A 26,423-nucleotide genomic window follows, 5' to 3' on the forward strand; every position below is an offset into this window, starting at 1 on the left:
GCGGGCCGCCGGCGGTGAAGGTGGGCAGCGGCGCGACGGCGACATCATCGACGATCCGAGTGGGTGTTTGATCCTGTTCCAGAATTTATATACAGGTTTCTCTTCTGTCCGGCGGCCACGCCCAGCAACTTTTCAAAGAGATCCATGTAAGGTCTGAGCCGTTCTACCCAATATGACGTACCTGCAGACGCCGAGTTCGAACCGAGCAGAGACCATACCCCAGTGACCTGTCCGATGCCCGGTGGAACCTGGTCGAACCCGTACTGGCCGCCTGGCGCGCCGAACGCCACAAGAAAGGCCTGAGCATCGGCCGCCCCCCAGCACATGATCTACGCAGCCTCCTCAATGCCATCCTGTACGTCGACCGGACGGGTATCCCCTGGCGCTACCTCCCGCACGACTACCCGCCCTGGGAGACCGTCTACGGCTACTTCGCTCACTGGCACAACGACGGTGTCCTCGACCAACTCGTCGAGCGGACACGACTCCACGTCCGCACCGCCGCAGGCCACGACCCCGAACCCACCGCCTGCGTGATCGACTCTCAGAGCGTCAAGACCGCTCCCACTGTTCCGACCGCCACGCAAGGCATAGACGCAGGAAAGAAGATCGTCGGCAGGAAACGCAACATCATCGTCGACACCCTCGGGCTGCTACTCACGGTGCTGGTCACCGCGGCCAGCACACCCGATGGCCCCGCCGGCATTCACCTACCGGCCACCGTCGCCGCCGCCCATCCCAGAATCCGTAAAGCCTGGGCCGACAGCGCCTACCGCACCGCGGCCATCGAACATGGCGCCAGGCTGGGCATCGATGTCGAAGTCATCCGCCGCAACTCCGCGGCCAAAGGATTCTTTCCCCTTCCTCGTCGCTGGGTTGTGGAACGCACTTTCGGCTGGCTGATGTCCTACCGCCGCCTCGCCCGCGACCACGAAGCCCGTCCCACCCGCCCCGAAGCCATGATCCACCTTGCAATGATCGATCTCATGGCCCGACGCGCCACCGGCGAATCAACCCCAACCTGGCGAGGAACATGAATCCGAACCAAACGAAACCTGCGGGATCGAAAACCCATTTAGGGCACCCTGGGAACTTGTGGTCCACGTATGGGGCCCGACGTCGGCGGATGACAGCATCTTGGCGCCAGAGTTCCGCAGCCCGTGCTCGCCACCTACCTCGCCGGATTCCGAGGCAGCCGGCTCGGCTCGCCGGTCGGCGCCGGCGCGGTGGCGTCGAGGGGTGACCGGGTGGCCGGGATGGGGGCCGCCGGCGGCATGGGGATGCCCAGGCGATCGAGCAGGGGGCTCGTGGCCGCGGTGGTGAGCAGCGCCATCACGACGAGCGCGGTGAAGGTCGTTTCGTCGAGCACGCCCATGTCGAGGCCGATCTGGGCCACGACGATCTCGGTCAGCCCGCGGGTGTTCATCAGCACGGCGAACGTCGCCGACCGTCGGCGACCCATCCCGGACAGCGCGGCGGCACCACCCGACCCGACGAACTTTGCGGTGAACGCTACCGTCACGATCAGCAGGATCTCCAGCAGGCCGCGCCCGTCCACGGCGCCGAGATCCACGGACAGGCCCGCCGCGACGAAGAAGACCGGCAGCAGGATCGCTCCGAACCGCTCGATGTCCACGCCCAGGTCCGGTGCGAGCCGACCGATACTCGACCGGGGCAACGCGGCCCCGAACGCGAACGCGCCGAACACCGGGTGCAGCCCGATCTCGGCGGTCGCCCACGAGCAGATCAGCAGGCCGACGACGGCGAAGGTGAGCAGGGCCGGCGCGACGTTGCGCGGATCGGGCCGCGCCGCCGCCCGCTGCGCCAGCACCCGGGCCAGCGGCCCCACGACGCCCGCCAGCACGGCGACGAGGGCGGCGAGCTCGCCGACCATCCGCAGGAATCCCCACGGACCGCTCGATTTCACCACCGCGACGACCACGGCGAGCATGCACCAGCCGATGGCGTCCCCGATGACGGCGCAGGTAAGCGCCATTCTCCCGACCGCGTCGCCGACCATGCGCCGCTCGGCGAGAATGCGGGCGAGCACCGGCAGCGCGGTGATGGACATCGCAGTGCCGAGAAACAGCGCGAACGGCAGGAGGTCGACCGCTTTTCCGTCGACGTTCTGGTGCCACGGATGCAGGAGGGCGGCGGCACCGAAGCCGCTGCCAAACGGCATTAGGATCGACGCGGCCACCAGGGAGGCCGTCAGCCCTCCCCGGCGGCGGACGTCGCCGAGGTCGTGGTCGTATCCGACGACGAACATGAACAGAACCAGGCCGAGTTGGGACAGAACGTTCAGGTACGGCCGGATGTCCGGGGGGAAAAGCGTCCTCGGCAGATCCCCCGGCAACAGGCCGAGCAGGCTCGGCCCGAGGGCGAGGCCCGCGAGAATCTCGCCGATCACCACCGGCTGCCGGCACCGGCGGGCGACCTGCGCGAATCCCGCGCTGAGGGCGATGATGAGCGCCGCGTCAGCGAAGACGACGGCGACGACATGGTCCGCGTGCGAGGCTGAGGCCATCCTGCGTCCTCTCGATTCTCCGGAAGGTCGGGCCCGACGGAGGGCCGCGCGTGGCACCGGGCCGTGATTCCCCACGTCCGTCACCAGAATCGGGATCGGGCTGGCACAGATGGTATTCAGCGTGGCTCGACGACTTGTCCATTCGGAGGATTTCGCTCGCCGCCCGCGCTGTTCTCCCGGCGTCTGCCGAGGACCGGGGCGGGTTCGCGGCGGTCCGGCCGGCGGTGGTCCGGGCCGAGGGCGGCGCCCGATCACCTCGTCCGCGACCGGCGCCGACGCTAGCAAGGTTAGGCTAACCTACACAAGGTAAGCCTTACCTACTTAATCTCCCGAGATCGGACGCGCCGTCGCGGACGCGTCCGACGGGGAGGACCCGGCCGGAGTGGGAGGTTCCGGGAGGTGACGGGCGGCCAGACTTAGGTTATCTTCACCTAAGTCACCGCGAGCCAGGTCCCGCGTTCCGGGTTCGCCCGCGGCGCGGAGCATGCCCACGGGTCCGTCCCTCACCCCGGGCGGGCGCGGGTCGCCGCGCTGGCCGGCCCCGCCGGCCAGCCGCACCGACCGGCCGCACCGACCAACGAGGAGAACACCTTCATGCGGCGCACTTTGCTGGGCGACAAGCTCGACCATGCCGTCGCCGCCCAGGCCGGCCACTCCCCGGCCGGCTCGGTGCTCGCCTGAATCCGATCCCCGCACCCTCAGCAGACCGGAGGTCAGTCGTGGCAGGGCACCCGCACGAGATGGAACCAGGCATCTACGACATCATCGGCATCGGCTTCGGGCCCTCGAACCTCGCACTGGCGGTCGCCGTCGAGGAGCACAACGCGCGAGCCGACACCGACGGCCTGCGCTGCGTCTTCCTCGAACGCCAGGAGCGCTTCGGCTGGCACCGCGGCATGCTGCTCGACGGCGCGACGATGCAGGTGTCCTACCTCAAGGACCTGGTCACGCTGCGAAACCCGACGAGCGACTTCACCTTCCTGGCCTACCTCCACGGCCGCCGACGACTGGTCGACTTCATCAACCACAAGACGATGTTCCCGCTGCGCCGGGAGTTCCACGACTACCTGGAGTGGGCCGCGACCCGCCTGTCCCATCTCGTCGAGTACGGCCAGACGGTCGTGACGCTGCGGCCCGTCATCGTCGACGGCGACCTGCGACACGTCGACGTCGTGAGCCGCCCGCACGACGGCCCCGGGCGCACGGTGATCCGCCGGGCCCGCAACGTCGTCATCGCCGCCGGTCTGCAGCCATGCATTCCGGACGGGATCACCCTCGACGACCGGATCTGGCACAACAGCGACCTGCTCGGCCGGGTGGCACGGATGCCGTCGACCCCGCACGGCCGGTTCATCGTCGTCGGCGCCGGGCAGAGCGCCGCCGAGGTCACCGACTACCTGCACCGGGGCTTCCCGGGCGCCGAGGTGTACTCGGTCTTCGCGCGCTACGGCTACAGCCCCGCGGACAACAGCGCGTTCGCCAACCAGATCTTCGATCCGGACGCGGTCGACGACTTCTTCGCCGCCCCGGACGAGGTCCGCGAGATGCTGACCGGCTACCACCGGTCGACCAACTACTCCGTCGTCGACATCGGCCTCATCGACGATCTCTACCGGCGGGTCTACGAGGAGAAGGTTCACGGCACGCCGCGGCTGCGGATGCTGCGCGCCTCCCGGGTGGTGTCGATGGACCCGGTCACCGACGGGGTACGGGCCACCGTCGAGTTCCTGCCGACCGGGCAGCGGCGCGCCATCGACGCCGACGTCGTCGTGCTGGCCACCGGCTATCGCGCGCGGGAGCCACGCGACCTGCTCGGCGAGCTGGCCGACCACTGCGACGCCGACGGAGCCGGCCGGCTCGCGGTCACCCGCGACTACCGGGTGACGCTCACCGGATCGGCCAGCGCCGCCGTCTACGTCCCGGGCGCATCCGAGCACGCCCACGGCATCTCCTCGACTCTGCTGTCCAACGTCGCGGTCCGCGCCGGCGAGATCCTGGCCTCGGTGCTCGACCGGACGCCGGGCACCGCCGCCGGCACTGCTGCGGCGAGCAGCGAGGCGACCACGGCTGGCGCCGACCCGGCCGCCGCGACGGCGCGCCCCACCGCTCTCGCCATGACCCGGTGAACTGGTAGCACGTTCGGGTAGGTGCCACCCGGTTCAAACAGGTGGGCGCGGTATGGCCCGGGGTCGGCCGGCTACGCCGCGACGACCGCACAACTGCAGGTCAACCCCCTTGCCGGACTCGCGGGAAAGGGAAGGCCGGTCCTGGTCATAGCAGCCGGACAACGCCGCACGCCAACAGTTCCGACCGGCCACCCCGCCGACCGTGTCGCATCTCACACTAACCTTCACCATCGTGACTTCCGGGTCAGCATGGGGTAATTCCCGTTCCGGTCACGAGTGGTTCACGTTGCCGGGAACAGCCGCGAACGGGTGGTGGAGAGGAGTGTCATGAGCGCGGCGGAAGCTCGATCAATCAGCGAGTTGGTCGACACGACGAGTTATCCCCTCGCCGACCCGGCCAACCCGCTGTGGTGGACCGCCGTCTCCCGGGCGCGACATGATCTGCGTACAGATGGTTGTTGCGTGCTGCCCGGATTCATCCACCCCACCGTGTTTCCCGCCCTCGCCCAAGAATGCGCCACCGTGGCCCCGCTGGCCTACGACGAGGTCGAGACGGTCAACGCCTACAACATTGCGATCGACTCGGCTCTGCCGGCCGACCATCCCGGTCGGCTCGCCATGCGCCGGGGGAACGCCTTCGTCGCGCGGGACCAGATTCCCGCCGACTTCGCCATCCACCGGCTCTACCGCAGCGAGCCGTTCCAGCGCTTCGTGGCGGCTTGTTTCGGGCTGTCGCGGGTGCACGAACTCGCCGACCCGCTGGCCGGGCTGTGCCTGAACGTGATCGCGCCGGGCCTGGAACACCCCTGGCACTTCGACACCAACGAGTTCGCGGTCAGCATGCTGACCCAGGAGCCGGAGTACGGCGGCGAGTTCGAGTACTGCCCGAACATCCGCACGGCGCAGGCGGAGAACTTCCCCGACGTCCGGGCCGTGCTGGCCGGCGAGGGCTCCCACCTCGTCCGGCGCCTGATCCTTCGCCCCGGTGACCTGCAGCTCTTCCTCGGGCGCTACTCCATGCACCGGGTCAGTCCCGTCCAGGGCGAGATCGCCCGGCATTCGGCGATCTTCGCGTACACCGAACGGCCGGGAGTGGTCGGCAGCGTGGCCCGCACCCGCCAGCTGTTCGGCCGCGTCCTGCCCGGCCACCTGGCCGCGGAGGCGAGTGCCGTGCGCGTCGACGCGCTGCTGGACTGAAACCGCCCTCGTCGAGCCCCCGCCGGTCCCGACAGCCGCACCGCCGTTCGAGGAGGAGCGTCCCGCGTGCATTCCGACGCCGACCCCACCGACGCCGACCCCACCGACGCCAATCCCATCGACGCCAATCCCATCGACGCCAATCCCATCGACGCCGATCCCATCGACACCGCCGACGTCCACCCCATCGACGTCCGCACCATCGGCGTCCGCACCATCGGCGCCCATCCCACCGGCGCCGATCCGGCCGGCGCCGATCCGGCCGGCCAGCTCGATGACGGCCTGCGGTTCGACGACACCGGCAAGGTCGCCCTCGACCACATCTACACCCAGCCCGACCCGCACGCCTACTTCAGCACCCTGCGGACGCTCGGCTACCACATCCCCCAGCTCGCCAAGCCGTTCTTCAGCCGGCTCATCGATGAGTGCCGGGCACAGCGGCGGCTCCCCCCGACCGTGCTGGACATCGGCTGCTCCTACGGGATCAACGCCGCGCTGCTGCGCTGCGACCTGACCATGGACGACCTGTTCGAGCGTTACGGCGCCCAGCCCAGCCCGGGGCGGGACGTCCTGCTGGACCGCGACCGCGAGCTCGTCCACGCCCACCGCCGGTCAAGCGGGACCCGCTTCGTCGGCCTGGACACCTCCGAGCCGGCGATCTCCTACGCGCTGGCGGCGGGCTTCCTCGACGACGCCGTCTGCGCCGACCTGGAGCAGCGTGACCCCACCGAGGCCGAACGTGCCCGCCTCGACGGCACCGATCTCGTCATCTCCACCGGCTGCATCGGCTACGTCAGCGAACGGACGCTCGCCCGGGTCGCCCGCGCCGCCGGCGAGCGACGGCCGTGGATGGCCCACTTCGTGCTGCGGATGTTCCCCTTCGCGCCGTTCACCGAGACCCTCGACGAGCTCGGCTACGAGACCGTCCATGTCGACGGGGTGTTCCCGCAGCGGCGCTTCGCCTCCGCCCAGGAGCAGGAGCAGGTCCTGGACACGCTGGCCTCGGTGGGCGTCGACCCCCGCGGGCTGGAGACCGAGGGCTGGCTCTACGCCCAGCTGCACGTCTCCCGGCCGCGCAGCGCCGCGGGCCGCGGCGCGAACCGGCCCGTCTTCGGCCAGCAGCCGGCCGGCACCCTGACCGGGCGGCGGACCTGAGCGCCATGGTGAGCCAGTCGGCACCACCCAGGGGTGACGACGACCCGCACGATCCCGTCGTCTCATGGGACCCTCGAGCTCCGGCCGACCCGGCGACGCCTGACCTGACGCAGCCCGAACAGCGTCCCCGACGGTGCGCCCGACCTAGGCCGAGACACCGAGACCAGCCGAGACACCGAGACCAGCCGAGTCCCTGAGACAAGCCGAGTCCCCGAGACAAGCCGAGTCCCCGAGACAAGCCGAGCCCCCCTGAGACAAGCCGAGGCCCAGGATGAACGCGACCCCACCCGACCAGCGCACCACCGGAACCTTCGCTTACGACGACCTGCTGCCCCGGGTGCCGCTGCCCACGCTCGCGGCGAGCTGCGAGCGTTTCCTCGAATGGTCCGCACCCCTGCTCACCCCGGCCGAGCGCGCGGCGACCGCGGCGGCCGTGACCGCCTTCCAGGGCTCCGACGGCCCCGGCCCGGTCCTGCACGCCGCGCTGGAGAGCTACGAGGCGACCGACGGCGTGCACAGCTGGCTGGACGACTTCTGGGACTCCCGCTACCTCGGCCGGCGGGACCGCATCGCGCTCAACGCCAACTACATCTTCCTGTTCGCCGATGACGCCGCCGCCCGCGCGGCGGAACAGCCGCAGGTCGAGCGGGCCGCGGGCCTCATCGCGGCGGCCGTCGACTACAAGCTGCGCCTCGACGACGAGCGGATCGAACCGGTCCGCCAGCGCGGACAGGTGCTGTCGATGGCGCAGAACACCTTCCTGTTCTCCACGACCCGCATCCCGGGCGCCGTGCAGGACACCGTGCGCACCCCGTACAGCGACGCCTGGCCCGGCCCCTCCCCGGCCCGCCACATCGTGGTCTTCCACCGGGGGAACATCGTCCGCCTGGACGTGGTCGGCCCGAACGGTCACCCGTACACGCTCGACGACCTCGCCGCGGGCCTGACCGCCGTGCTCAAGGCGGCGCCGACCCGGGCGCCGGCCGACGCCGCCGTCGGCCAGCTCACCACCAAGGCGCGCGCGGCCTGGGCGCAGAGCCGGGAGCGGCTGTCCGCCCTCGACCCGGCCAACGCCGCCGCGCTGGACACCATCGAGACGGCGTTGTTCTGCCTCTGTCTGGAGGAGGCCACGCCGGCCGACGACCTTGCCGCCTGCGACCAGCTCCTGCACGGCGACGCCGGCAACCGCTGGTTCGACAAGGCGGTCTCGCTGATCGTCTTCCCGGACGGCCGGGCGGGCATCAACGTGGAGCACTGCGGCCTGGACGGCACGACGATCCTCAGCTTCGTCGACGACCTGCTGTCCACCTCGCCGCAGGAGCACTCGGCGAGCTCCGGCGCCCAGCCGCAGGGCCTGCCCGCCGTCGAGCCCATCGAGTTCGTCCTCGACGCCGACCTGCGCGCGGACATCGCCGCCGCGGGCGCGTCGTTCACGGACTTCGCCGCGGCGACCGCCTCGGCCGTGCTGTCCTTCGACGACTTCGGCCAGAACCAGGCCAAGGCGCTGCGGACCTCGCCGGACGCCTTCGTCCAGCTCGCCTACCAGCTCGCGCACGTCCGGGCCAAGGGCCACGTGGGCGCCACCTACGAGTCGATCGCGACCCGGCAGTGGCGGCGCGGACGCACCGAGGCGATGCGGGTCATCACCCCGCAGATCCACCAGTTCGTCGCGGCGATGCAGGACCCGGCCGCGGACCCGGCGACGAAGCGGGCGGCGTTTCGCGCCGCCGCCGACGCGCACGTGCGCCGAGCGAAGGACTGCCAGGCCGGGCGCGCCCCCGAGCAGCACCTGTGGGAGCTGCAGTTCATCGCGCGGCGCCGCGGTGCCGAGCTCGGGGTGAGCGAGCCGATCGCGCTCTACGACACCCCCGGTTGGCTCAAGACCCGCGACGACTTCCTGAGCACCAGCTCCGCGCCGTCGGTCAACGTCGAGTTCTTCGGCTTCGGCTCGACGAGCAGCCAGTGCATCGGCGTCGCCTACGTGCTGCTGCCGGACCGCTTCAACCTCTACCTGAGCACCCCGCGCGCGGTCGCCGACGGCTTGTACGCCTTCGCCGAGCAGCTCACCCTGGCCCTGCGCGAGCTGCAGGCCCTCCTCGCCGGCGAGCCGCCCCAGCAGTGACCTCCCGCCCGGCCCGGCCCCGCCTCGGTTGCCGGGCCGGGCGGGACCCGCCTGCGGCACCAGCCCGGCCGGGCCGCCTGTGGGACGCCGGCCGCCGGCAGGACGCGATGTCAGCGGCGGCGGTCCTGGGGGAGGCGGGTGGGGCCGACGTGGCGGTCGAGCCAGTCGCGCAGCACGCGCATGTCGCGCCAGGCGGCGGCCACCTGGTCGACGCATTCGGGCTCGGCGAGCCAGGGCGGTTCGCCGAACTCGCGGTGGACGGTGAGCGTGCGGTGCCGCAGCAGCTCGATGCGCGGATGGTCGGCGTCGTAGCCGCGCGGACGGGTCTTCAGCCGGGTGCCGGAGATCTCGTACCCGTCCTTGCGGAGCCCCGCGACGACGGCTTCGAGCTTCGGGCCGGTGACGTCGTCGGCGACCGCCGCCCGTAGCCGCTCCACCTGGTCGGGCGCGGTCTGCCAGTAGCCGGTGGCCACCATCAGCCCGGCCGCGGACACCTGGACGTAGCCGCCGCTCTCGTTGTGGGCGCCGATCGCGGTCTTGTACGGCGATTTGTCCTTCGAGAAGCGGACGTCGCGGTTCGGCCGGAACAGGTGCGGCTCGCCGAACTCCGGTTCCAGGGCGTCGAGCAGGGCGACCATCGGGCCGCGGACGGCCTTGGCGTACATGTCGCGATGGTCCGTCCAGTACGCCTTGCTGTTGTCGGCCTCCAGGCCCTCGAAGAAGATCAGCGCCTCTGCGGGGAACCCGGTGAACTCCGACATCGGTACTCCTTCACGGGAACGGACGGAACGGGGCAGGGAACCGCGGGACGGCCACGTGCGCGCTCGGGCGCAGCCTACGGCCGACCACCGACAGAACCGGCCGGGCCCCCTCGGCCGGACATCATCCACGCCACGCTCGGCCAGGGGGGGCAGCGGCGCCGGTTCTGGGCGCCGGGCGCGGGTAGAGCACTCCTCGTACCGGCCGTTGGCACCGGCGACGTGCGACGAGAGGAACAGCCTCATGGGCCAGACCGTGGGCGACTTCATCCTGGCTCGGCTGCGCGCCTGGGGCGTCGAGCACGTGTTCGGCTATCCCGGCGACGGCATCAACGGGCTGCTCGCCGCCTGGGGGCGAGCCGACAACCAGCCCCGTTTCATCCAGACCCGACACGAGGAGATGGCCGCCTTCGCGGCGGTGGGGTACGCGAAGTTCTCCGGGAAGGTCGGGGTCTGCGCGGCGACCTCGGGGCCGGGCGCGATCCACCTGCTCAACGGGCTCTACGACGCCAAGCTCGACCACGTCCCGGTGGTCGCGATCGTCGGCCAGACCAACCGCAGCGCGATGGGCGGCTCCTACCAGCAGGAGGTCGACCTGCTCAGCCTGTTCAAGGACGTGGCCAGCGAGTACGTGCAGGTGGTCAACGTCCCCGAGCAGCTACCCAACGTCCTGGACCGGGCCCTGCGGGTCGCGCTCGCCGAACGGGCCCCGACCTGCGTCATCGTTCCCGCGGACGTGCAGGAGCTCGACTACTCCCCGCCGACGCACGCGTTCAAGATGGTGCCGTCCAGCCTCGGGGTGCGCTGGCCGGCAGTGTCCCCCGACGACGCCGGCGTGCGGGCCGCAGCCGAGCTGCTCAATGCCGGGAAGAAGGTGGCGATCCTCGCCGGCCAGGGCGCCCGCGGCGCGCGGGCGGAACTGATCGAGGTCGCCGACCGGCTCGGCGCCGGCGTCGCGAAGGCGCTGCTCGGCAAGGACGTGCTACCCGACGACCTGCCCTTCGTCACCGGCGCCATCGGCCTGCTGGGCACCCGGCCGAGCTACGAGCTGATGCGGGACTGCGACACGCTGCTCACCGTCGGCTCAAGCTTCCCCTACACGCAGTTCCTCCCCGATCTGCACCAGGCCCGCGGCGTGCAGATCGACATCGACGCCCGCTACATCGGGATGCGTTACCCCTACGAGATCAACCTGGTCGGGGACGCCGCGGCGACCCTGCGGGCGCTGCTGCCCCTGCTCGACCGCAAGGAGGACCGCACCTGGCGGGAGACGGTCGAACGCAACGTCGCCCGCTGGTGGGAGACCGTCGAGCGGGAGGCGCACGTCGAGGGCAAGCCGATCAACCCGATGCGGCTGTTCTGGGAGGCCTCCGCCCGGCTGCCCGGCAACGCCATCCTGGCCGCGGACTCCGGGTCGGCGGCGAACTGGTACGCCCGCGACCTGCGCCTGCGCGGGGACATGCGTGGCTCGCTGTCGGGGACGCTCGCGACGATGGGCCCGGGCGTGCCGTACGGGATCGGCGCGAAGTACGCCCACCCGGACCGGCCAGTCGTCGTGTTCGAGGGCGACGGCGCCATGCAGATGAACGGCCTGACCGAGCTGCTCACCATCGCCCGCTACTGGCGCGAGTGGACCGACCCACGGTTCGTCATCGCCGTGCTGCACAACAACGACCTCAACCAGGTCACCTGGGAGATGCGGGCCATGCAGGGCGCGCCGAAGTTCACCGAGTCGCAGACGCTGCCCGAGGTGTCCTACGCCGACTTCGCCCGCGCGGTCGGCCTGCACGGGGTGGCCGTCGACGAGCCCGGCCAGCTCGGCCCCGCCTGGGACCGGGCGCTGGCCGCCGACCGCCCGACCGTCCTCGACGTCCGCACCGACCCGGACTTCCCGCCGATCCCGCCGCACACCAGCTTCGAGCAGGCCAAGGACGCCGCCGAGGCCCTGCTCAAGGGCGACGAGAACCGCTGGGGCGTCATCTCCGCCGGCCTGCGCACCAAGGTCCAGGAGCTCCTCCCCCACCGCGGCTGACGCATCAGAAGCTCCGTCCGGAATCCGGCCGGAGCCACACCGGACTTGCCCTCGCCCGCATCGCTCGCGGTGACCTCGACGGCGCCACCGATGCCATCACACCCGTGCTCGGTCTCGTCCCCGAACAGCGGATCAACGGGATTGTGCACTCCGTGCAACGGCTCCACGCCGCCATCACTAGCTCAGACCTGGGGGTCGACCCGCCCGCCCGCGACCTTCAAGAAGAGATCGAGACCTTCACCCGCACCCCGGCAGCGGCTCTGCCACGGTAGAACCGTGACCCTCTACCCCCTCCACCTGGCCGGCGCCACTGTCACGCTCCGCGAGTTCGGCGAAGACGACGCCAAGGCCGTCCACGACCTCGTCGGGACCGGCGCGTCACCGACTACCTGTCCTTCGACGCCAAGACCCGCGAGCAGTCCGACACGATGCTCACCGGCATCGTCCAACGCGCCCGACAGCAGCCCCGCACCGAGTTCTACCTCGCCGTCGGCCACGCCGGCTCCCTGATCGGCTTCGCCCGCCTCGACCTGGGCGGCGTCCAGGCCGCAAAACTCGGCTACGCCCTCCACGCCGACCACTGGGGCCACGGCCACGCCACCGACGCCGTCCGCACCCTCATCCACTTCGGCTTCGACACCCTCGGGCTCCACCGCATCAGCGCCGCCATCGGCCCGAACAACCCCGCCTCCGTCGCCGTCGTCGAACACCTTGGCTTCACCCACGAAGGACGCCTCCGCGACCACGTCCACACCGGCGGCGCCTGGCGCGACAGCCTCCTCTACTCCATTTCGACGACGGGTAGAACCGGTCGATCGCGATGACCGTCCGGCCGTACCAGCCGGCCTTGTACGCCACCATCCGCCGCAGCTGCGACCAGGAGGCGTCGGAGATCGCCCGCGCGAGGGTGTGGTTGCGGAGCAGGTTGCGGACGGGCAGGTCCTCGATGGCCACCGTTTGGTTCGCGCGGAGGATCCTCGTGGACAGCTGGTGCAGATGGTCCCGGCACCGGTCGGCGATCCGGCCGTGGATCCGGGCGACCCTCACCCGCACCTTCGCCCGGTTCTTCGAGCCCTTCTGCTTGCGGGACAGCTCCCGTTGGGCGCGGGCGAGCCGGGCACGGTCCCGCCGCTCGCGCTTCGGGTTGGTGACCTTCTCCCCATCCGGGTAGAACCGGTAGCGGTACGCCCGCTTCGCCACCCGGCTTCCCGCACCCCACCGAATAGCACACCCGTTTGATCGGCCGGTGCTGTTGTCGATGCACCAGCCCCGCCCTGAAGCCGAAGGGCGGGGCCTGCACGCTACGTCTCATGGTCACGTAGACCTCGGTGTAACCGGCGTCGAAGTACTCCTGGACCGCGCGGGGGGTGCAGCCACCGCAAGCCGCCAGACATCCGACGCCGGACGCGACGCTGCGCCCGGGACCGCCGCGGAACTCGCCGGGACGCTCGGTCGCGCGGATCGGGGCGCGACGTTGGCAGGATGCGGCGGGTGCACCCCGGACTGGAACCGACGCCGAGCGTGACCAATGCGGCCGGGATCGCCGCTCGACGCGCCCCGCCCGGCGCGCACAGAGACGCGGCGGCGGTGTCCGCGACCGACGTGCGGATCCGGCGCGGGGCCCGCCGGCGTGGGGGCGGCGGTCACGAGGTCATCCACGGGATCACGTTCACCGTGCCCCGCGGCAGCGTGACGGGGGTGATCGGGCCGAGCGGCGGCGGCAAGACCACGCTGATGCGGGCGATCGTCGGGGTGCAGAGCGGGGTGGACGGGGACCTGCGCGTCCTCGGCTACGCCGCGGGCGACGCCTGCCTGCGCCGGCGGGTCGGCTACGCCACCCAGGCCGCGTCGGTGTACGGCGACCTGACCGTGCGGGAGAACCTGCGCTACTTCGCCGCGCTCGCCCAGGCCGACGACCCCGACGACCCCACCCGGGCGCCCGGCTACCTCGACGCGCTGCTGGAGCACGTCGGCCTGACCGAGCAGGCGTCCAGGCTGGTCGACCACCTCTCGGGCGGCCAGCGTTCGCGGGTGTCCCTGGCCGTCGCGATGATCGGCGGCACCGACCTGCTCGTCCTCGACGAACCCACCGTCGGGGCCGACCCGCTGCTGCGCCGACGGCTGTGGGCCGACTTCCGCCAGCTCACCGAAGGCGGCATGACGATCATGGTGAGCTCGCACGTGATGGACGAGGCGGTCCGCTGCGACCGCCTGCTGCTGCTCTACGAGGGGACGCTGCTCGCGCAGGGCACGCCCGCCGACCTGCTCGCCACCACCGACTGCGCCGACCTGGAGGAGGGTTTCCTGCGCCTCGTCGAGGCTGCGGGGCGCCTCGCCGGCGTGGGTGGCCGAGCCGATCCCGGCGCCGCGTCGGCCACGATCGGCCGTCCGGGGGCGACCTCCGATCCGCCGCGCTCCCCGGCCCCACCCCCGGCTCCCGGCCATCCAGACGGCCCCCCACGCCATCCCAGCGGCGTCGCGCCCTGCCCGCGCCGCAAGCCCATCGACGCGCTGCGCACCAACGCCACCGCCGCCCGGGTGCTGCACCAGCTCGGCCGCGACCGCCGCACCCTCGCCCTGGTCCTGTTGCTGCCGCCGGTGCTGCTGCTGACGCTGCGCCTGTTGTTCCACCGGTCCCCCGCCACCTTCGACCGGGTGGGTCCGGCGCTGCTCGGAATCTTCCCGCTCATGACGATGTTCTTCGTCACCTCCGTCGCCATGCTGCGGGAACGCACCTCCGGCACGCTGGAGCGGCTGCTGACCACCCCCGTCGGCCGCGGGGACCTGCTCCTCGGCTACGGGCTGGCGTTCGCCGTGCTCGCCGCGGCCCAGGCCGCGGTCACCACCGCGCTGGCCGTCGGCGCGCTCGGCCTGACCGTGCGGGGATCGCCCCCCATGCTCTTCGTGGCGGCCATCCTCAGCTCCTTCCTCGGCACCGCGCTCGGCCTGTGGATGAGCGCGTTCGCCCGCACCGAGTTCGAGGCGGTGCAGCTCATCCCGGCGGCGCTGATCCCCCAGTTCATGCTGTGCGGCATCCTGCTGCCGCGGCACGACATGCTGCCGGTGCTCGACGCGGTCAGCACCGTCATGCCGATGACGTACGTCGTCGACGCCATGGCCCGGCTGTCGACGTCGCGGCACTTCGACCACTGGCTGGCCCGCGACATAGTGATCGTCACCGGCTGCACCCTCGCCGCCCTCGGCCTCGCCGCGGTGACGCTGCGCCGCCGGCACCCCTAGTCGTGGACCGTGGTCGTGGACCGCTGGACCGGCCGGCGCGCCCCGACCCGACGACCGGCACCGGCATGCTGCCACGCTTGACCTTGACGTCCGCGTCAGGCTCTACCGTCCGGCGCCATGACCGACAACGCGCCATCCGCCACCCCCGCAGCCGCCACCCACGCAGCCGCCCCCCACGGTCGCGACCACCTGGACCTCGCCCCCCGCACCGGGGGTGAGGTGCGGCTCGCCGCGCGGCCGGTCGGCCGCCCAGCGCCCGCGGACTTCCGCCTGCTCACCGTGGCGGTCCACCCGCCCGCGCCCGGCGAGGTCCTGGTCCGCAACCGGTACTTCTCCCTCGACGCTGCCCTGCGGCTGCGGCTGAGCGACGTCGGCGTGGCCATGCCGCCGCTGGCGGTCGGCGAGGCACTGGCCGGCGATGCCGTCGGGGAGGTGATGGCGAGCGCCAGCCCCGGCCTCGCGGTCGGCGACACGGTCCGCCACGGGTTCGGATGGCGGGAGTACGTCACCGCGGGCGCCGACCGGTTCCGGAGGATCGACCCCGACGCCTTCCCGACCCTGGCGGCGCATCTCGCGTCCTTCCCGACCGCCTGGGTGGGGCTGGTCGACGTCGCCGGGATCAGCCCGGGGGAGACCGTGTTCGTCTCCGGTGCCGCCGGGGCGGTCGGCGGTCTCGCCGGGCAGATCGCCCGCCTGAAGGGAGCCGGCCGGGTCGTCGGCAGCGCCGGCTCCCCCGCCAAGGTCGCCCACCTCGTCGGCGACCTCGGCTTCGACGCCGCGTTCGACCACCATGACGGCCCGATCATCGATCGGCTGCGCGAGGCCGCCCCGCACGGCGTCGACGTGTTCTTCGACACCACCGGAGGGGAGCAGCTACAAGCAGCGCTCGAGGCGATGAACCCGCATGGCCGCGTCGCCCTGTGCGGGGTGCTGGGGCGGCAGAACGGCCGGGCACCGGGCGGCGAGGTCGACCTGACCGCCGCCATCGGCAGCCGGCTGACCCTGCGCGGGTTCCGCACCGGCGAGCACGCCGAGCGGCTGCCGCGGATCCAGGCGGAGGTGGCCGGCTGGCTGCGCGACGGCCGACTCGTCCTCGATCAGACCGTCGTGACCGGGCTCGCGAACGCCCCGCGAGCGTTCATCGACATGCTTGCCGGTGCCTACACCGGTCGCGTCCTCGTCGCGCCCTTCGGATGACCGCCCGGCCACGTCACCATCCGGAGGGGGAACCATTCCTCGTTGTTCACCGTCGCGAACCGGCCTCCCGGAGGTGGCATCCATGCGGATCGGCGAGCTGGCCCACAGGACCGGGACGACAACCCGGGCCCTGCGTTACTACGAGGAGCGCGGCCTGCTGCAACCCAGCCGGGCACCGGGCGGCTACCGCGACTTCGACGAGGACGCGGTCGTGCGCGTCGGCAACATCCGCGACCTGGTCGCCAGCGGCTTCACGCTGGCCGACGTCCGATCCTTCCTGGCCTTCCTCGATCGACCGCTGCCCGACCGGTTCCGCCCGGCCCCCATATGCGGCGACGCGCTCACCGTCGCCGCCCGGCGGCTGTCCACGCTCGACGGGCGCATCGCCGCCCTCACCGCCCTGCGCGACCGCCTCGCCGAGCGGCTCCCCGAGGTGGTGGGTGCCGCGGCCACCGGACCTGCGGCCATGAGCCGCGCGGTCGGCGGATCCGTCGCAGCGCCGAGGGATGACCTCAGCGCCGAGGGATGACACGCAAATCACTGCGGGCGCACCGCCGATTGTTATGATCGTCACCATCGTCCTCGAGATGCGGCACCGTCGTCGATGCGCAGGGATGCGCCGCGAAGCTCGCCGGCCGCCCACCAGGCACACCGGTCGGCGGATCGCGTCCGGTCGCCGCAGCCCCGGCGTGGTGGGTCCCGTCGGCCGACCGTCGGCATCGGTCGGATGCGGCACATCCGGCCCGCCCGGCCCGGGTGAGCTACCCAGATCGGGCTACGATCGGCGTGCTGGCTGCCGGGTGTGCGGCACCGCGGCGGACCCATCCGGGGTTCGCCGGGTGAGAGCCCCGGTGGCCCCCGGCGGGACGCGCCGGTCAAGGTCGGGCTGATGCGGCACGGAGAGGACGGTCGGCGGTGGATGGATGAGTCCGGCCACGGATTCCCATCCGATGACGATCAGGGTGGTCCGCCGCCCCTCCGCCGGCCCCGCCTGCCGCGACGGCCGGGCGGGCGACCCCCGGTGACCCGCGCCGACCCGGGTCCCGCCACCACGCAGACGAACCAGCGTCTCACCGCGCCGCGCCCGCGCCGCTCGGCCGTGCCACCCCCGGATCTGGACACCACGCCCGCCGACCAGGACCGACCCGCCGACCAGGACCGACCCACGGACCAGGACCGACCCGCCGACCAGGACCGACCCGCCGACCAGGACCGACCCACGGACCAGGACCGACCCACGGACTGCGACCGCGCCGATCAGGCGGACCGGCCCGCCGACGAGGACCGCCCGGCGGAGCAGAAGCGTCCCGGCCCGCCGTCCCCGTCGCGTCCGGCGGCTCCGGCCGAGTTCACGGCGACGACCGAGCTGGCCGCCCTGCGCCGCCGTCTCGGCATGCCCGACATCACCGAGGCCCGCCGGGCCGAGCGTGAACGCCGAGCCGCGGAGAACGCCGGCGGCCCAGGCGCCCGCGACGACGGCCGGGCCGCGGGCACCGGTCCCGGTCGGGACCGCCACCGTGACCACGACCAGGACCGGGATCCGGCGCTGTACCCCACCGGCCGGACCCAGCGGGCCAGGGAACACCGCCAGCACCCCGACCACGGCCAGGACGCCGCGGGGGGGCCGCGACGCGGGCGGCTCGGGGAGCCGGAGGCCGCCGTCGACCACCACCAGGGGCATGGGTACGGCCACGGCCGCGAGTTCGGCTACGGCCAGGGCCGGGACTCCGAGCGGGAGCGCACCGCCGAGCGGGCCTGGGACCCGCGCGGCGAGCCACCCGAGAGCGAGTTCGGCCGCCGTGAGGCGGCGCCGGCGCGCCGGGTGGAACCGTTCGACCACGAGCGGACGCAGATCATCCGCGGGCTGCGCGGGCGCCGGGTACCCGGGGCGGACAGCTTCCGCCCCGGACACACGCCCACCGCCGAAGGCCTGATCCCGATGTACGGCGCGATGACCGGCGAGTTCTTCCTCGGCGGCCTCAACCGGCCGGACCCGGCTGCGGGCGACGCCGGCGCAACCGGCGGCCCCACGGCAGCCGGCACCGTCGGCGGCACGGCCGTGGCGGACCGCGCCGAGCCGGCCGACTACGGCCTGGCGGATCTCAGCGAGGACGCCGAGTCTGGCGGGTGGCACCGCGTCGAGCGGACCACCCGCGGATCGAGCCGGTCCCGGGCGATCTGGACCCTCGTCGACCAGGTGCTCTCCAGCGGCACGAACGCCGCGATGTCGTTCATCATCGCGCGCAGCGTGAACAGCCCGTCGGAGTTCGGCGCGTTCGGCGTGGCGTTCGCGATCTTCTCGCTGATGATCGGCTTCTCGAAGGCCGCGGGCACCGCGCCGCTGGGCATCAAGTTCGCGGACGTCTCGCCCCGGGTGTTCCGGGCGGCGGGCGCCGCCGGCACCGGGACCGCCTTCGCCATCGGGCTGTTCTCCGGGGTGGTGACGCTGGTCGTCGGCCTCGCGATCGGCGGCAGCGTCGGCGACTCCCTGATCGCGATGGGACTGGTGTTCCCGGCGTTGCTGCTCCAGGACGCCTGGCGGCAGGTGTTCTTCGCCGAGGGCCGGCCGGCCGCCGCCGCGGCCAACGACGGGGTCTGGGCGGTCGTCCAGTTCGCGGCCATCTACCTGCTGATCGTCCGCGACGTGTCGACCTCGTGGGCGATGCTGCTGGCCTGGGGCGGGGCGGCGGCCGTCGCGGCCGTCCTCGGGATCTACCAGGCCGGCTTCCGGCCTGCGACGAACCAGGTCCGGTCCTGGATCGTCGAGCACCGCGACATCAACGGCTACATGAGCGCGGAGTACCTCACCGTCCAGGGCGCCCAGCAGGCGTCGACGCTGCTGCTCGGCACCCTGGGGGCAATCGACCTCGTCGGCGCGCTGCGCGGCGTGCAGACGCTGCTCGGGCCGACGACGATCCTCGCCGTCGGGATCGTGAGCTGGGCGATCCCGGAGTTCTCCCGTCGCAAGGACATGTCGGCCGGGGCGCGGCTGCGCGCCGCCTACGCGCTGTCGGGGGTGATCGTCGCCGTCGGCGCGATCTGGGGGACGATCTTCCTGTTCCTGCCGACGAGTGTCGGCCACTCCCTGCTCGGCGACACCTGGGAGCAGACCCATCATCTGCTGGCGCTGTCGATCGTGCAGCAGGCGGGGCCGGCGGCGACGGTGGGTCCGGCCTGCATGCTCTACGCGATGGGCCAGGCCAAACTCACCTTCCGCGCGAACGCGATCCTGGCCCCGCAGCTGCTGCTCTACCCGGTCATCGGTCTGGAGCTCGGCGGCGATACGGGCGCGATCGTCGGCTACATCGCGGCGTTCTGGATCACCGTGCCGTTCTGGTTCATGCTGGTCCGCCGGGTGGCCCGCGAGGCGGAACGGGACGGCGCCACGATCGCCGCCGACGCGAAGCCCGCCGACGCGAAGCCCGCCGACGCGAAGCCCGCCGACGCGAAGCCCGCCGACGCGAAGCCCGCCGACGCGAAGCCCGCCGACGCGAAGCCCGCCGACGCGAAGCCCGCCGACGCGAAGCCCGCCGGATCGTATGAGCCCGGATGAACCGGATCGCGTCCGGCCCCACCGGTGGGCGTTGGGAAATTCTCCAGAGCACGACCGGCCCATCGGGGGGCGGCGAAGCTGTAGGTAGGATCTCGACCGGCGTCGAGACCGTTCCGGTGAATGCCGCCTGGACCCGGGCCAGGCGGGGGGGGTTGAGATGATTCTGCGCATCCTGTATCGATCGGTCGGCTCGGAGAACGCGAAGAACCGACCAGCGTTCTACAGCAAGAAGCTGGCGCTCGCGTCCCTCCTACGCGCCGTCGAGAATGTCGGCATCCCGACAAGGATCGTCTTCGTCAACGACGGTCCGATACCGGCGGATCGCCTTTCGATGATGGCGGACGCCGGTGAGGTCGTCCCGGTCACGCGCGGCAGTAATCGCGCGTCGTATCGCCACGTCCTGCGCATGCCCCGGCTCCGCGGCTGGGCCGCCGACGATCTGGTGTGGCTTGCGGAAGACGACTATCTGTACACGGAGCACTCACTGTCCGCCCTGGTCTCCGCCGCTGCCGCCCTGCCGGACGTCGAATACTTCACCCTGTACGGCACGTCGCGGCTGTCCCCCGCCTCCACCCGGCGGCGCCCGAAGGTCGCCGAGGGCGGCGGCAACCACGAGCACGCCCCGGTGGTCGAGGGGGTGTCCTGGGCCCGCGCCGCCACTACCACCAGCACCTTCGGCCTGCGAGTCGGCACCCTCGTGGAGGACGAGCTGCTGCTGCGCTCGATCCCCTTCGTCGGCGGCGCCTTCGACCGCGCCACGTGTCTGACGCTGCAGGGCTTCCAACCCTTCCGGCTGCCTGAGCTGGGCGGTGAGCCACCGATGGTGGAGCTGCCGACGGCCGCCGCGCGGATCGCCCGCCGGGCGGCGCTGACCGGGCTGCGGGCCACCCTGAACGCCGTGGCGCTGGCCCGGCCCGAGCGACGGCGGCGAACCCTGCTGGTCCCCGCGCTCTCCCTGGCCACGCACATGGAGCTCGGCGACGCGCTCGTCCCCGGCTACGACTGGGCCGCGGAGGCCGACCGCGTCCTGGCCTGGCTGGCGTCGCGGGACGCGAACCCGACGGAGACGCCCACCACGGCGAGCGGGACGGCTGCGGGCGTCAACGCGCCGGGGATGCTGGCGTCGGCCGATCAGTCCTCGACGCCGGGTACCGACACGACCTCGACCACCACGGCGCCGGTCCTACGCAGGTCCTCCGTAGCGTGAGAGCCGGACGGACGCCCACGTCGGGGGGTGGCGGCGGGGACACCGTCCGGCTCCGTCATCCGATGACCATGCGCGCGCGACGCCACCGGGGGCACTCGGGGCGCAGCCGCTCGCGCCTGGTGTCACTACCGCTGCTGCTGGTCACCGTGCTGCTGACCGCCGGGCTCGCGGCCTGCTCCGGCTCGTCGGAGCCCGAGCCCGGCCCCGTCGGGGTGCACTGGGTGTCCGGCGCCAACGGCAACTACCCCGCCGACGTCAACGCCTGGGGGACGTTCACCGGCCGCAAGGTCGGGCTCGCGATCGTCTTCACCGAGCGCAAGGACTGGTACAACATGGTCTCGGCGGACTGGCCGACGGCGGCCTTCACGCGGGACAAGTTCCCCGGTGAGCTGTCGATCGCGCAGCCGCCGTTCCCCCGCGACGGCAACGAGGCGACCTGCGCCAGCGGCGCCTACGACAACTACTGGCGAACGTTCGGCACGACGCTGACGAAGTTCGGCCGCGCGGACGCCTACATCCGGCTCGGCTGGGAGTTCAACGGCGATTACATGTACTGGCACGTGCGCAATGTCGAGACCTGGAAGACCTGCTTTCGCCGGACCGTGACCGCGCTGCGCTCGACCGCACCGGCGGTGAAGATCGACTGGAACATGAACGCCCACACCGACAAGCTGCCCGGGAGCGGGCGCGACGTGTGGGATGCCTATCCCGGCGACCGGTACGTCGACATCGTCAGCATCGACTCCTACGACCACTTCCCCGCGTCGGTCAGCGACAAGAGCTGGAACCGGCAGTGCCACCAGCGGTCCGGGCTGTGCACGGTGATCCGGTTCGCCCACGATCACGGCAAGAAGTTCGCCGTCCCGGAGTGGGGAGTGGTCCGCTCGGACGGCGGCGGCGGTGACAACCCCTTCTACATCCAGAAGATGTACGAGACGTTCGCCGCGAATGCCGCGAATCTGGCATACGAGGCGTACTACAACAACTCCGAGGCGGAGAACGTCCGCTCGTCGCTGTACAAGCCGAACCTGAACCCCAAGTCCTCGAAGCGCTACCTGAAGCTGTTCGGCCCCGGCTCGCCCGGCACCAGCTGACCCCGGACCAGCGGCGGACCCGACAACCACCGCGAGAAGAGCGGATGGCCCGGGAACTCCTTCGCCGCGGCGGTCAGGAGCAGGCGGCGCGCGTCGTCGAGCGCTCCGGCGTTCAGCTCCTGCGCGGTCCCTGCCCGTCCCCGGCCCGCCGCCGGAACCGGTGGAGGAGGAAACGCCGGATCTGCGCGTCGTCGAACGGCTCCAGCCGGAGCTGCCGGCTCACGCTGTGGCCCCGCACCCACCGCCCGAACTGGCCGCGCCACTGGTCGTCCGAGGCGAAGTACGCGGTACGACGGTTGACGTCCTCCCCCGTCTGAAGGACTCCGTTGCCCAATTCTCTGATCATGCGGCGAGTCTGGAGGTGAGGGTGCTGAAGTGGGTGGTTCGTGTTCTCCTGGTCGGGGTGTCGGTCCACCAGACGTCGAGGCGGATGATGTTGACCGCGGTGGCGGCGAGAACGCGAGCGAGATGGTTTTTGGGCAGGCCGTGGTAGCGGGAGCGGCGGATGCCGGCGGCCGCTGTGGCCTGGTGCCTGGTGCCTGGTGCCCTCGATGCCGGCGCGGATGTTGTAACGCCGCTGCCAGGTGTCGGTGGCCTGTTCGGCGCGGCTGCATTCCAGGGCGTGGTGCTGGTCCCGGGGGCGCAGGATGAGTTTGCGGGCGCTGGTCGCCGAGGAGGTGCAGCGGGCGCGCAGCGGGCAGGGGGTGCGGTCCGTCCTACGGAAGTCGACCTTCAGGACGGGCGCGGCGGCGCCGAGCAGGTGGACCCGGCTCCCGTGGGGACGCCGGACACCACGGCTGGTTTTCCGTCGACCGCGACCGCGGGCAGACGGCCTGTTCCCGGCCGTCCGGCAGGGTCCGCCGGGTCGGCGGGTCCCAGCACGGCCGCGGCCAGCGCCTGGCGGTCCAGACGGGCCAGCAGTCGGCGGAACGTGGACTCATCCGGCCTGCGATATCACCCGGTTCACGGGCAGAGATGACGACGCCGAGCGACAGACCGACGTCGAACACGACGAGGTCGGCCAGGCTCGGCGGGAGGCTGGAGATGGGCCCGCTGCAGGTTTCACAATCCCCTGCGGCGCCGCCGGCACCCTCGTAGAGGGAGATCCGACCCGAGTCACCCGGCCCGGAGCAGGCTGGACAAGGTGCCGCCTCTGACTCCGCTGAGGACCTCGGTCTGGAGCCGCTGCACCTCCGGCGTCGGGTCGAGGCCGAGTTCCGTCTTCAACATGTGGCGCAGATCCTGGTATGCCTGCAGCGCCTCCGCGCGGCGGCCCGCAGAACTCAGCGAGTCGATGAGCTGCGCATGGAACGATTCATTGAGCCGATGCTCCGCGACCAGCGACCGCAACTCCGGAATCAGCTCACGGTGCCGTCCGAGCCTGGCGTAGGCGTGGACGCGCAGTTCCAGTGCCCGCAGCCGTACTTCGGACAGGTGCGCCACATGAATTCTGAGCCGCGGCCCCGACCTGACGTCCGCGAGAGCGGGGCCTCGCCAGAGTTCGAGTGCCTGTCGCAGCCGATGGGCCGCCTCGTCGACACGCTCCTCTTTCCACAGGTTTCGCCCCTCACCGACCATGTCGAGGAATATCGCCGCGTCGACCCGAACCCCGGCGGTGCGCAGCATGTAGCCGGGTCGACGGGTGACAATGTCGCACCCTTGAGCGCCCCCGCCGACCGTGCCGCCGAGAATCCGCCGGAGCTGGTAAATATATGTCTGCAGCGTCGTCGCCGCACTCCGCGGCGGCAGATCGTCCCAAAGTTCCTCAGCCAGGGTCTCCGTGCTGACAACTCGGTTCACGTTCAGCGCCAGCAGAGCGAGCACCGTCTTCACGCGCGGTGCCGACGGCGCGAGATCGCGCCCGCCGCCGATGACCTCCAATTCCCCGAGCACGTTGAATTCCAGCATGCCATCCCCCTGACCAGAGTCACTCTTCCGGAGAATCACTACAGCTCGAAATTACCATAGTGATTCTCGAGCGCCCAAGGGGTGAAAGTACGGTTCCTAGGGGGTAGACCAATACCCCCTAGGAGGTAGCCGACTACCTCTAGCCTCGCACTCCCAAAGGTAAACAGTTTCCCTTTGGGGATGCACCCGTGATGTTGCTGTGCAGCGGCGGCCAGCACGGGTGGCCAGGGGATTCCGGGGCGGGCGTTGCGGATCGCGTCGATGGCGCCGACACCGTGGCAGCAGACGCGCACCAGGTATCAGCGCACGACCAGAGCCAACGTGCAGAGCTCAACCAAGGGGCATGGAGTTGAGGTCGCGACCGGCCACCATTGCGGTTGAGCACGCCCCACGGGACCTGCACGCCCAGGAAGGTTGCCTGCGACTCGACGCTTGACCTGTCTGCGGGGTCCTACGGTCAGTCCTCCGTGAGCAGATCGCGCCGCTGTGCCCGCAGGACCGCACGGGACGACTCGCGGGGCTCGTAGTCGTCGAGTCCTCCGAGCACCGCCCGAACGAAGGGCACGAAGCCCTCAGGACCCGACAGGTGATCCTTTAGATGGACGGTTGCCTTGTCGCTCGACTCGAATACCACCCGGATCATCTCCAGCCGAGCCCTGAGATCCAGCCCTCCACCAAGGAAGACGTGCTCGATGTCTGCCTGGGCGAACGCCGCGCGAACCTCCTCGACTCCAGTGCCGCTGAGGAGCTCGATGTCGGGCCTGTCGAGCCGCTTGTGAAAGTCATCGACAAGCTTCGGCAGCAGACCGACCAACAAAACCCTCTTGACCATACTCGCACTCCCGTCACACGGTTGGTTGTTTTGATAGCGATCCTCGCACATCAACATGACGGCCGTCGATGGGAGAGCCCTGCCGGGGCATCGTCGGTGAACAGCATCATGATGGCTGCCCGCAGATCCCTCCTCGGCATACGGAGCTGTTGACCGGGAGGTCTTCAACGGCACCGCGGGCACGCAGGGGCCAGCGCACACGCAAAGACTTGCCCGTACTCCTGGGATGCCGGTGTCCTGCCGCATCTGCCCTCTCCTGGAGCACTGTTCGGCCCCACCACCTGCGGACTAAACACTTACACCCTACGCCTGCCGCTGACAACACGATCCGCTTGTGGGCATGGTTTTTCCGGGTTCGCCGCTGGTCATCGAGGCTGTGTCCAGGGCAGATCAGCGGATCCGGGCGCGGGGGTGTGATGGCGCCTGTGCATGGCTACGGCGAGGGGCTGGCCCGTCTGGAGTCTGCGATTCCAGGGCTGACTCGGCGAGGCTTTGAGCGATTATCGAGTGCTCGGTGTGAGAGTGGTCGACATGGAGGCCTTCACTGGCGCACCGAGACTCGAAGAGGTAGCCGACGGGGTTCACGCCTTCCTGCAACCCGACGGTGGATGGTGCCTCAACAACGCTGGAGTGATCGTCGAAAAAGACACGACCGTTCTCGTCGACACCGCTGCGACCGAAACTCGAGCTAGGCGGCTGCGTGACCTGGTCGGGGACGTCGCGCAGATCTCGCCCAGGATTATCGTCAACACCCATGCGCATGGCGACCACACGTTCGGAAACTTTGTGTTCCCCGAGGCCGCCGTGGTGGGTAACGAACAGACCAGGGCGGAGGTCATCGAGGTAGGTCTGCACCTCATGGGGCTGTGGCCCGATGTGGACTGGGGGGGCGTCGAACTGATTCCGCCGGACGTCACCTTTGCAGACAGCATGACGCTCCACCTCGGGGAACACGTCGCCCAGCTACGCTCGTTCGGGCCGGCGCACACCTGCTGTGACACGATTGTCTGGTTACCACGACAGCGCGTGCTGTTCACTGGCGATCTGGTGCTATCCGGAGTGACTCCACTCATACTGACCGGGTCGATCGCCGGGCTGCGCAGTGCGGTGGCCACACTCCGGACACTCGACGCGGAGACGATCGTGCCGGGACACGGAGCGGTCGGCGGGCCAGAACTCCTGGATGTCACCGAACGCTATCTCGACTGGTTGATGGATCTGGCGAGGGCTGGTTTGACCGAAGGGCTGGCTCCGCTTGATATCGCGCGGAACGCGGACCTCGGCGAGTTCGCGGAGTTCGTGGACAGCGAGCGGCTGGTGCCGAATCTCTATCGTGCCTGCGACGAATTGCGCGGCGAGGGGCATGGGGACGTCGTTCAGGTCGATGATATTTTCCGGGCGATGGTGGAACTTCATGGGAGGCTCCCTACGTGCCACGCTTGATCAGCAGCGTACGACCGCATTCATGACCAGTC

General features: G+C 71.0%; 19 protein-coding genes and 2 pseudogenes. 14 read left to right on the forward strand and 7 right to left on the reverse strand.

The window, feature by feature from the left end; all coding sequences use genetic code 11:
* The first annotated feature begins 227 nt into the window (after positions 1–227).
* Positions 228–1,037 carry an IS5 family transposase gene (locus FRAQA3DRAFT_RS15210; RefSeq protein ID WP_035921025.1) on the forward strand — a complete coding sequence of 270 codons (810 nt, stop codon included), beginning with the start codon at positions 228–230 and terminating at the stop codon, positions 1,035–1,037.
* Positions 1,038–1,171: 134 nt separating this feature from the next.
* Here the strand turns inward: FRAQA3DRAFT_RS15210 and FRAQA3DRAFT_RS15215 are convergent, their stop codons facing one another.
* Positions 1,172–2,527, reverse strand: a complete 1,356-nt coding sequence (locus FRAQA3DRAFT_RS15215) for a cation:proton antiporter (protein ID WP_009739922.1) — start codon at positions 2,525–2,527, stop codon at positions 1,172–1,174.
* A 719-nt stretch (positions 2,528–3,246) separates the two neighbouring features.
* Between FRAQA3DRAFT_RS15215 and FRAQA3DRAFT_RS15220 the strand changes: the two genes are divergently transcribed.
* The 4 genes from FRAQA3DRAFT_RS15220 (at position 3,247) to FRAQA3DRAFT_RS15235 (ending at position 9,127) form a co-directional block, all read left to right on the forward strand.
* Positions 3,247–4,653 carry a lysine N(6)-hydroxylase/L-ornithine N(5)-oxygenase family protein gene (locus FRAQA3DRAFT_RS15220; RefSeq protein ID WP_009739923.1) on the forward strand — a complete coding sequence of 469 codons (1,407 nt, stop codon included), beginning with the start codon at positions 3,247–3,249 and terminating at the stop codon, positions 4,651–4,653.
* A gap of 327 nt (positions 4,654–4,980) precedes the next feature.
* Positions 4,981–5,850, forward strand: a complete 870-nt coding sequence (locus tag FRAQA3DRAFT_RS15225) for a hypothetical protein (protein ID WP_009739924.1) — start codon at positions 4,981–4,983, stop codon at positions 5,848–5,850.
* Between the two features lie 66 nt (positions 5,851–5,916).
* On the forward strand, positions 5,917–7,005 hold the full coding sequence (locus FRAQA3DRAFT_RS15230; RefSeq protein ID WP_009739925.1) for a methyltransferase type 12: 1,089 nt from the start codon (positions 5,917–5,919) through the stop codon (positions 7,003–7,005).
* Between the two features lie 271 nt (positions 7,006–7,276).
* Positions 7,277–9,127, forward strand: a complete 1,851-nt coding sequence (locus FRAQA3DRAFT_RS15235) for a choline/carnitine O-acyltransferase (RefSeq protein ID WP_009739926.1) — start codon at positions 7,277–7,279, stop codon at positions 9,125–9,127.
* A 110-nt stretch (positions 9,128–9,237) separates the two neighbouring features.
* Here FRAQA3DRAFT_RS15235 and FRAQA3DRAFT_RS15240 read toward each other — a convergent pair whose 3' ends face one another.
* The gene (locus tag FRAQA3DRAFT_RS15240; RefSeq protein ID WP_009739927.1) at positions 9,238–9,888 is read right to left on the reverse strand and encodes a DUF2461 domain-containing protein; all 651 of its coding nucleotides are present in this window, start codon (positions 9,886–9,888) and stop codon (positions 9,238–9,240) included.
* A 241-nt stretch (positions 9,889–10,129) separates the two neighbouring features.
* Between FRAQA3DRAFT_RS15240 and FRAQA3DRAFT_RS15245 the strand changes: the two genes are divergently transcribed.
* Both FRAQA3DRAFT_RS15245 and FRAQA3DRAFT_RS38765 read left to right on the forward strand, forming a co-directional pair.
* The gene (locus tag FRAQA3DRAFT_RS15245; RefSeq protein WP_009739928.1) at positions 10,130–11,917 is read left to right on the forward strand and encodes a thiamine pyrophosphate-requiring protein; all 1,788 of its coding nucleotides are present in this window, start codon (positions 10,130–10,132) and stop codon (positions 11,915–11,917) included.
* Positions 11,918–12,306: 389 nt separating this feature from the next.
* Positions 12,307–12,741, forward strand: a complete 435-nt coding sequence (locus tag FRAQA3DRAFT_RS38765; protein WP_035921028.1) for a GNAT family N-acetyltransferase — start codon at positions 12,307–12,309, stop codon at positions 12,739–12,741.
* Here FRAQA3DRAFT_RS38765 and FRAQA3DRAFT_RS33165 read toward each other — a convergent pair.
* A pseudogene (locus FRAQA3DRAFT_RS33165) lies at positions 12,707–13,078 on the reverse strand (RNA-guided endonuclease TnpB family protein); the annotation flags it as partial. The gene FRAQA3DRAFT_RS38765 and the pseudogene FRAQA3DRAFT_RS33165 overlap by 35 nt on opposite strands.
* 321 nt (positions 13,079–13,399) lie before the next feature.
* On the opposite strand from FRAQA3DRAFT_RS33165, the gene FRAQA3DRAFT_RS15260 reads away from it, so the two are divergent.
* From FRAQA3DRAFT_RS15260 to FRAQA3DRAFT_RS15285, 6 genes are all read left to right on the forward strand, one after another.
* A complete protein-coding gene (locus tag FRAQA3DRAFT_RS15260) occupies positions 13,400–15,157 on the forward strand; it encodes an ABC transporter ATP-binding protein/permease (protein ID WP_369809430.1) in 1,758 nt (585 codons plus the stop codon).
* Between the two features lie 117 nt (positions 15,158–15,274).
* Complete coding sequence (locus FRAQA3DRAFT_RS15265) at positions 15,275–16,354, forward strand: NADP-dependent oxidoreductase (protein ID WP_009739930.1); 1,080 nt, start codon at positions 15,275–15,277, stop codon at positions 16,352–16,354.
* Between the two features lie 82 nt (positions 16,355–16,436).
* The gene (locus FRAQA3DRAFT_RS15270) at positions 16,437–16,883 is read left to right on the forward strand and encodes a MerR family transcriptional regulator (protein ID WP_009739931.1); all 447 of its coding nucleotides are present in this window, start codon (positions 16,437–16,439) and stop codon (positions 16,881–16,883) included.
* A gap of 492 nt (positions 16,884–17,375) precedes the next feature.
* A complete protein-coding gene (locus FRAQA3DRAFT_RS15275; protein WP_009739932.1) occupies positions 17,376–19,907 on the forward strand; it encodes a hypothetical protein in 2,532 nt (843 codons plus the stop codon).
* A gap of 157 nt (positions 19,908–20,064) precedes the next feature.
* On the forward strand, positions 20,065–21,114 hold the full coding sequence (locus tag FRAQA3DRAFT_RS15280; protein ID WP_009739933.1) for a hypothetical protein: 1,050 nt from the start codon (positions 20,065–20,067) through the stop codon (positions 21,112–21,114).
* A 62-nt stretch (positions 21,115–21,176) separates the two neighbouring features.
* Positions 21,177–22,208, forward strand: a complete 1,032-nt coding sequence (locus FRAQA3DRAFT_RS15285; RefSeq protein WP_009739934.1) for a glycoside hydrolase family 26 protein — start codon at positions 21,177–21,179, stop codon at positions 22,206–22,208.
* A gap of 112 nt (positions 22,209–22,320) precedes the next feature.
* Here the strand turns inward: FRAQA3DRAFT_RS15285 and FRAQA3DRAFT_RS37290 are convergent, their stop codons facing one another.
* The 4 genes and pseudogenes from FRAQA3DRAFT_RS37290 to FRAQA3DRAFT_RS15300 all read right to left on the reverse strand — a co-directional run bounded on the left by FRAQA3DRAFT_RS37290 (position 22,321) and on the right by FRAQA3DRAFT_RS15300 (position 24,948).
* Positions 22,321–22,554: a hypothetical protein gene (locus FRAQA3DRAFT_RS37290; RefSeq protein ID WP_009739935.1), complete on the reverse strand. Its 234-nt coding sequence runs from the start codon at positions 22,552–22,554 to the stop codon at positions 22,321–22,323.
* 240 nt (positions 22,555–22,794) lie between these two features.
* Positions 22,795–22,968 (reverse strand): annotated as a pseudogene (locus FRAQA3DRAFT_RS38770) (hypothetical protein); the annotation flags it as partial.
* Positions 22,969–23,324: 356 nt separating this feature from the next.
* On the reverse strand, positions 23,325–24,116 hold the full coding sequence (locus FRAQA3DRAFT_RS15295; RefSeq protein ID WP_009739936.1) for an AfsR/SARP family transcriptional regulator: 792 nt from the start codon (positions 24,114–24,116) through the stop codon (positions 23,325–23,327).
* Between the two features lie 457 nt (positions 24,117–24,573).
* The gene (locus FRAQA3DRAFT_RS15300) at positions 24,574–24,948 is read right to left on the reverse strand and encodes a hypothetical protein (RefSeq protein ID WP_009739937.1); all 375 of its coding nucleotides are present in this window, start codon (positions 24,946–24,948) and stop codon (positions 24,574–24,576) included.
* Between the two features lie 531 nt (positions 24,949–25,479).
* Here FRAQA3DRAFT_RS15300 and FRAQA3DRAFT_RS15305 point away from each other — a divergent pair.
* Entirely contained in the window at positions 25,480–26,391 is a 912-nt protein-coding gene (locus tag FRAQA3DRAFT_RS15305; protein WP_009739938.1) for an MBL fold metallo-hydrolase, read from the forward strand.
* The last annotated feature ends 32 nt before the right edge of the window (positions 26,392–26,423 follow it).

The sequence above is a fragment of the Frankia sp. QA3 genome (assembly GCF_000262465.1).
In the GTDB taxonomy this organism is placed as follows: Bacteria; Actinomycetota; Actinomycetes; order Frankiales; family Frankiaceae; genus Frankia.

Coding starts and splice junctions, on each gene's coding strand:
- FRAQA3DRAFT_RS15215 (WP_009739922.1), bottom strand. CDS start 2,527: ATGGCCTCAGCCTCGCACGCGGACCATGTCGTCGCCGTCGTCTTCGCT.
- FRAQA3DRAFT_RS15225 (WP_009739924.1), top strand. CDS start 4,981: ATGAGCGCGGCGGAAGCTCGATCAATCAGCGAGTTGGTCGACACGACG.
- FRAQA3DRAFT_RS15235 (WP_009739926.1), top strand. CDS start 7,277: ATGAACGCGACCCCACCCGACCAGCGCACCACCGGAACCTTCGCTTAC.
- FRAQA3DRAFT_RS15240 (WP_009739927.1), bottom strand. CDS start 9,888: ATGTCGGAGTTCACCGGGTTCCCCGCAGAGGCGCTGATCTTCTTCGAG.
- FRAQA3DRAFT_RS15245 (WP_009739928.1), top strand. CDS start 10,130: ATGGGCCAGACCGTGGGCGACTTCATCCTGGCTCGGCTGCGCGCCTGG.
- FRAQA3DRAFT_RS15260 (WP_369809430.1), top strand. CDS start 13,400: ATGCGGCGGGTGCACCCCGGACTGGAACCGACGCCGAGCGTGACCAAT.
- FRAQA3DRAFT_RS15265 (WP_009739930.1), top strand. CDS start 15,275: ATGACCGACAACGCGCCATCCGCCACCCCCGCAGCCGCCACCCACGCA.
- FRAQA3DRAFT_RS15270 (WP_009739931.1), top strand. CDS start 16,437: ATGCGGATCGGCGAGCTGGCCCACAGGACCGGGACGACAACCCGGGCC.
- FRAQA3DRAFT_RS15280 (WP_009739933.1), top strand. CDS start 20,065: ATGATTCTGCGCATCCTGTATCGATCGGTCGGCTCGGAGAACGCGAAG.
- FRAQA3DRAFT_RS15285 (WP_009739934.1), top strand. CDS start 21,177: ATGACCATGCGCGCGCGACGCCACCGGGGGCACTCGGGGCGCAGCCGC.
- FRAQA3DRAFT_RS37290 (WP_009739935.1), bottom strand. CDS start 22,554: ATGATCAGAGAATTGGGCAACGGAGTCCTTCAGACGGGGGAGGACGTC.
- FRAQA3DRAFT_RS15295 (WP_009739936.1), bottom strand. CDS start 24,116: ATGCTGGAATTCAACGTGCTCGGGGAATTGGAGGTCATCGGCGGCGGG.
- FRAQA3DRAFT_RS15300 (WP_009739937.1), bottom strand. CDS start 24,948: ATGGTCAAGAGGGTTTTGTTGGTCGGTCTGCTGCCGAAGCTTGTCGAT.
- FRAQA3DRAFT_RS15305 (WP_009739938.1), top strand. CDS start 25,480: ATGGAGGCCTTCACTGGCGCACCGAGACTCGAAGAGGTAGCCGACGGG.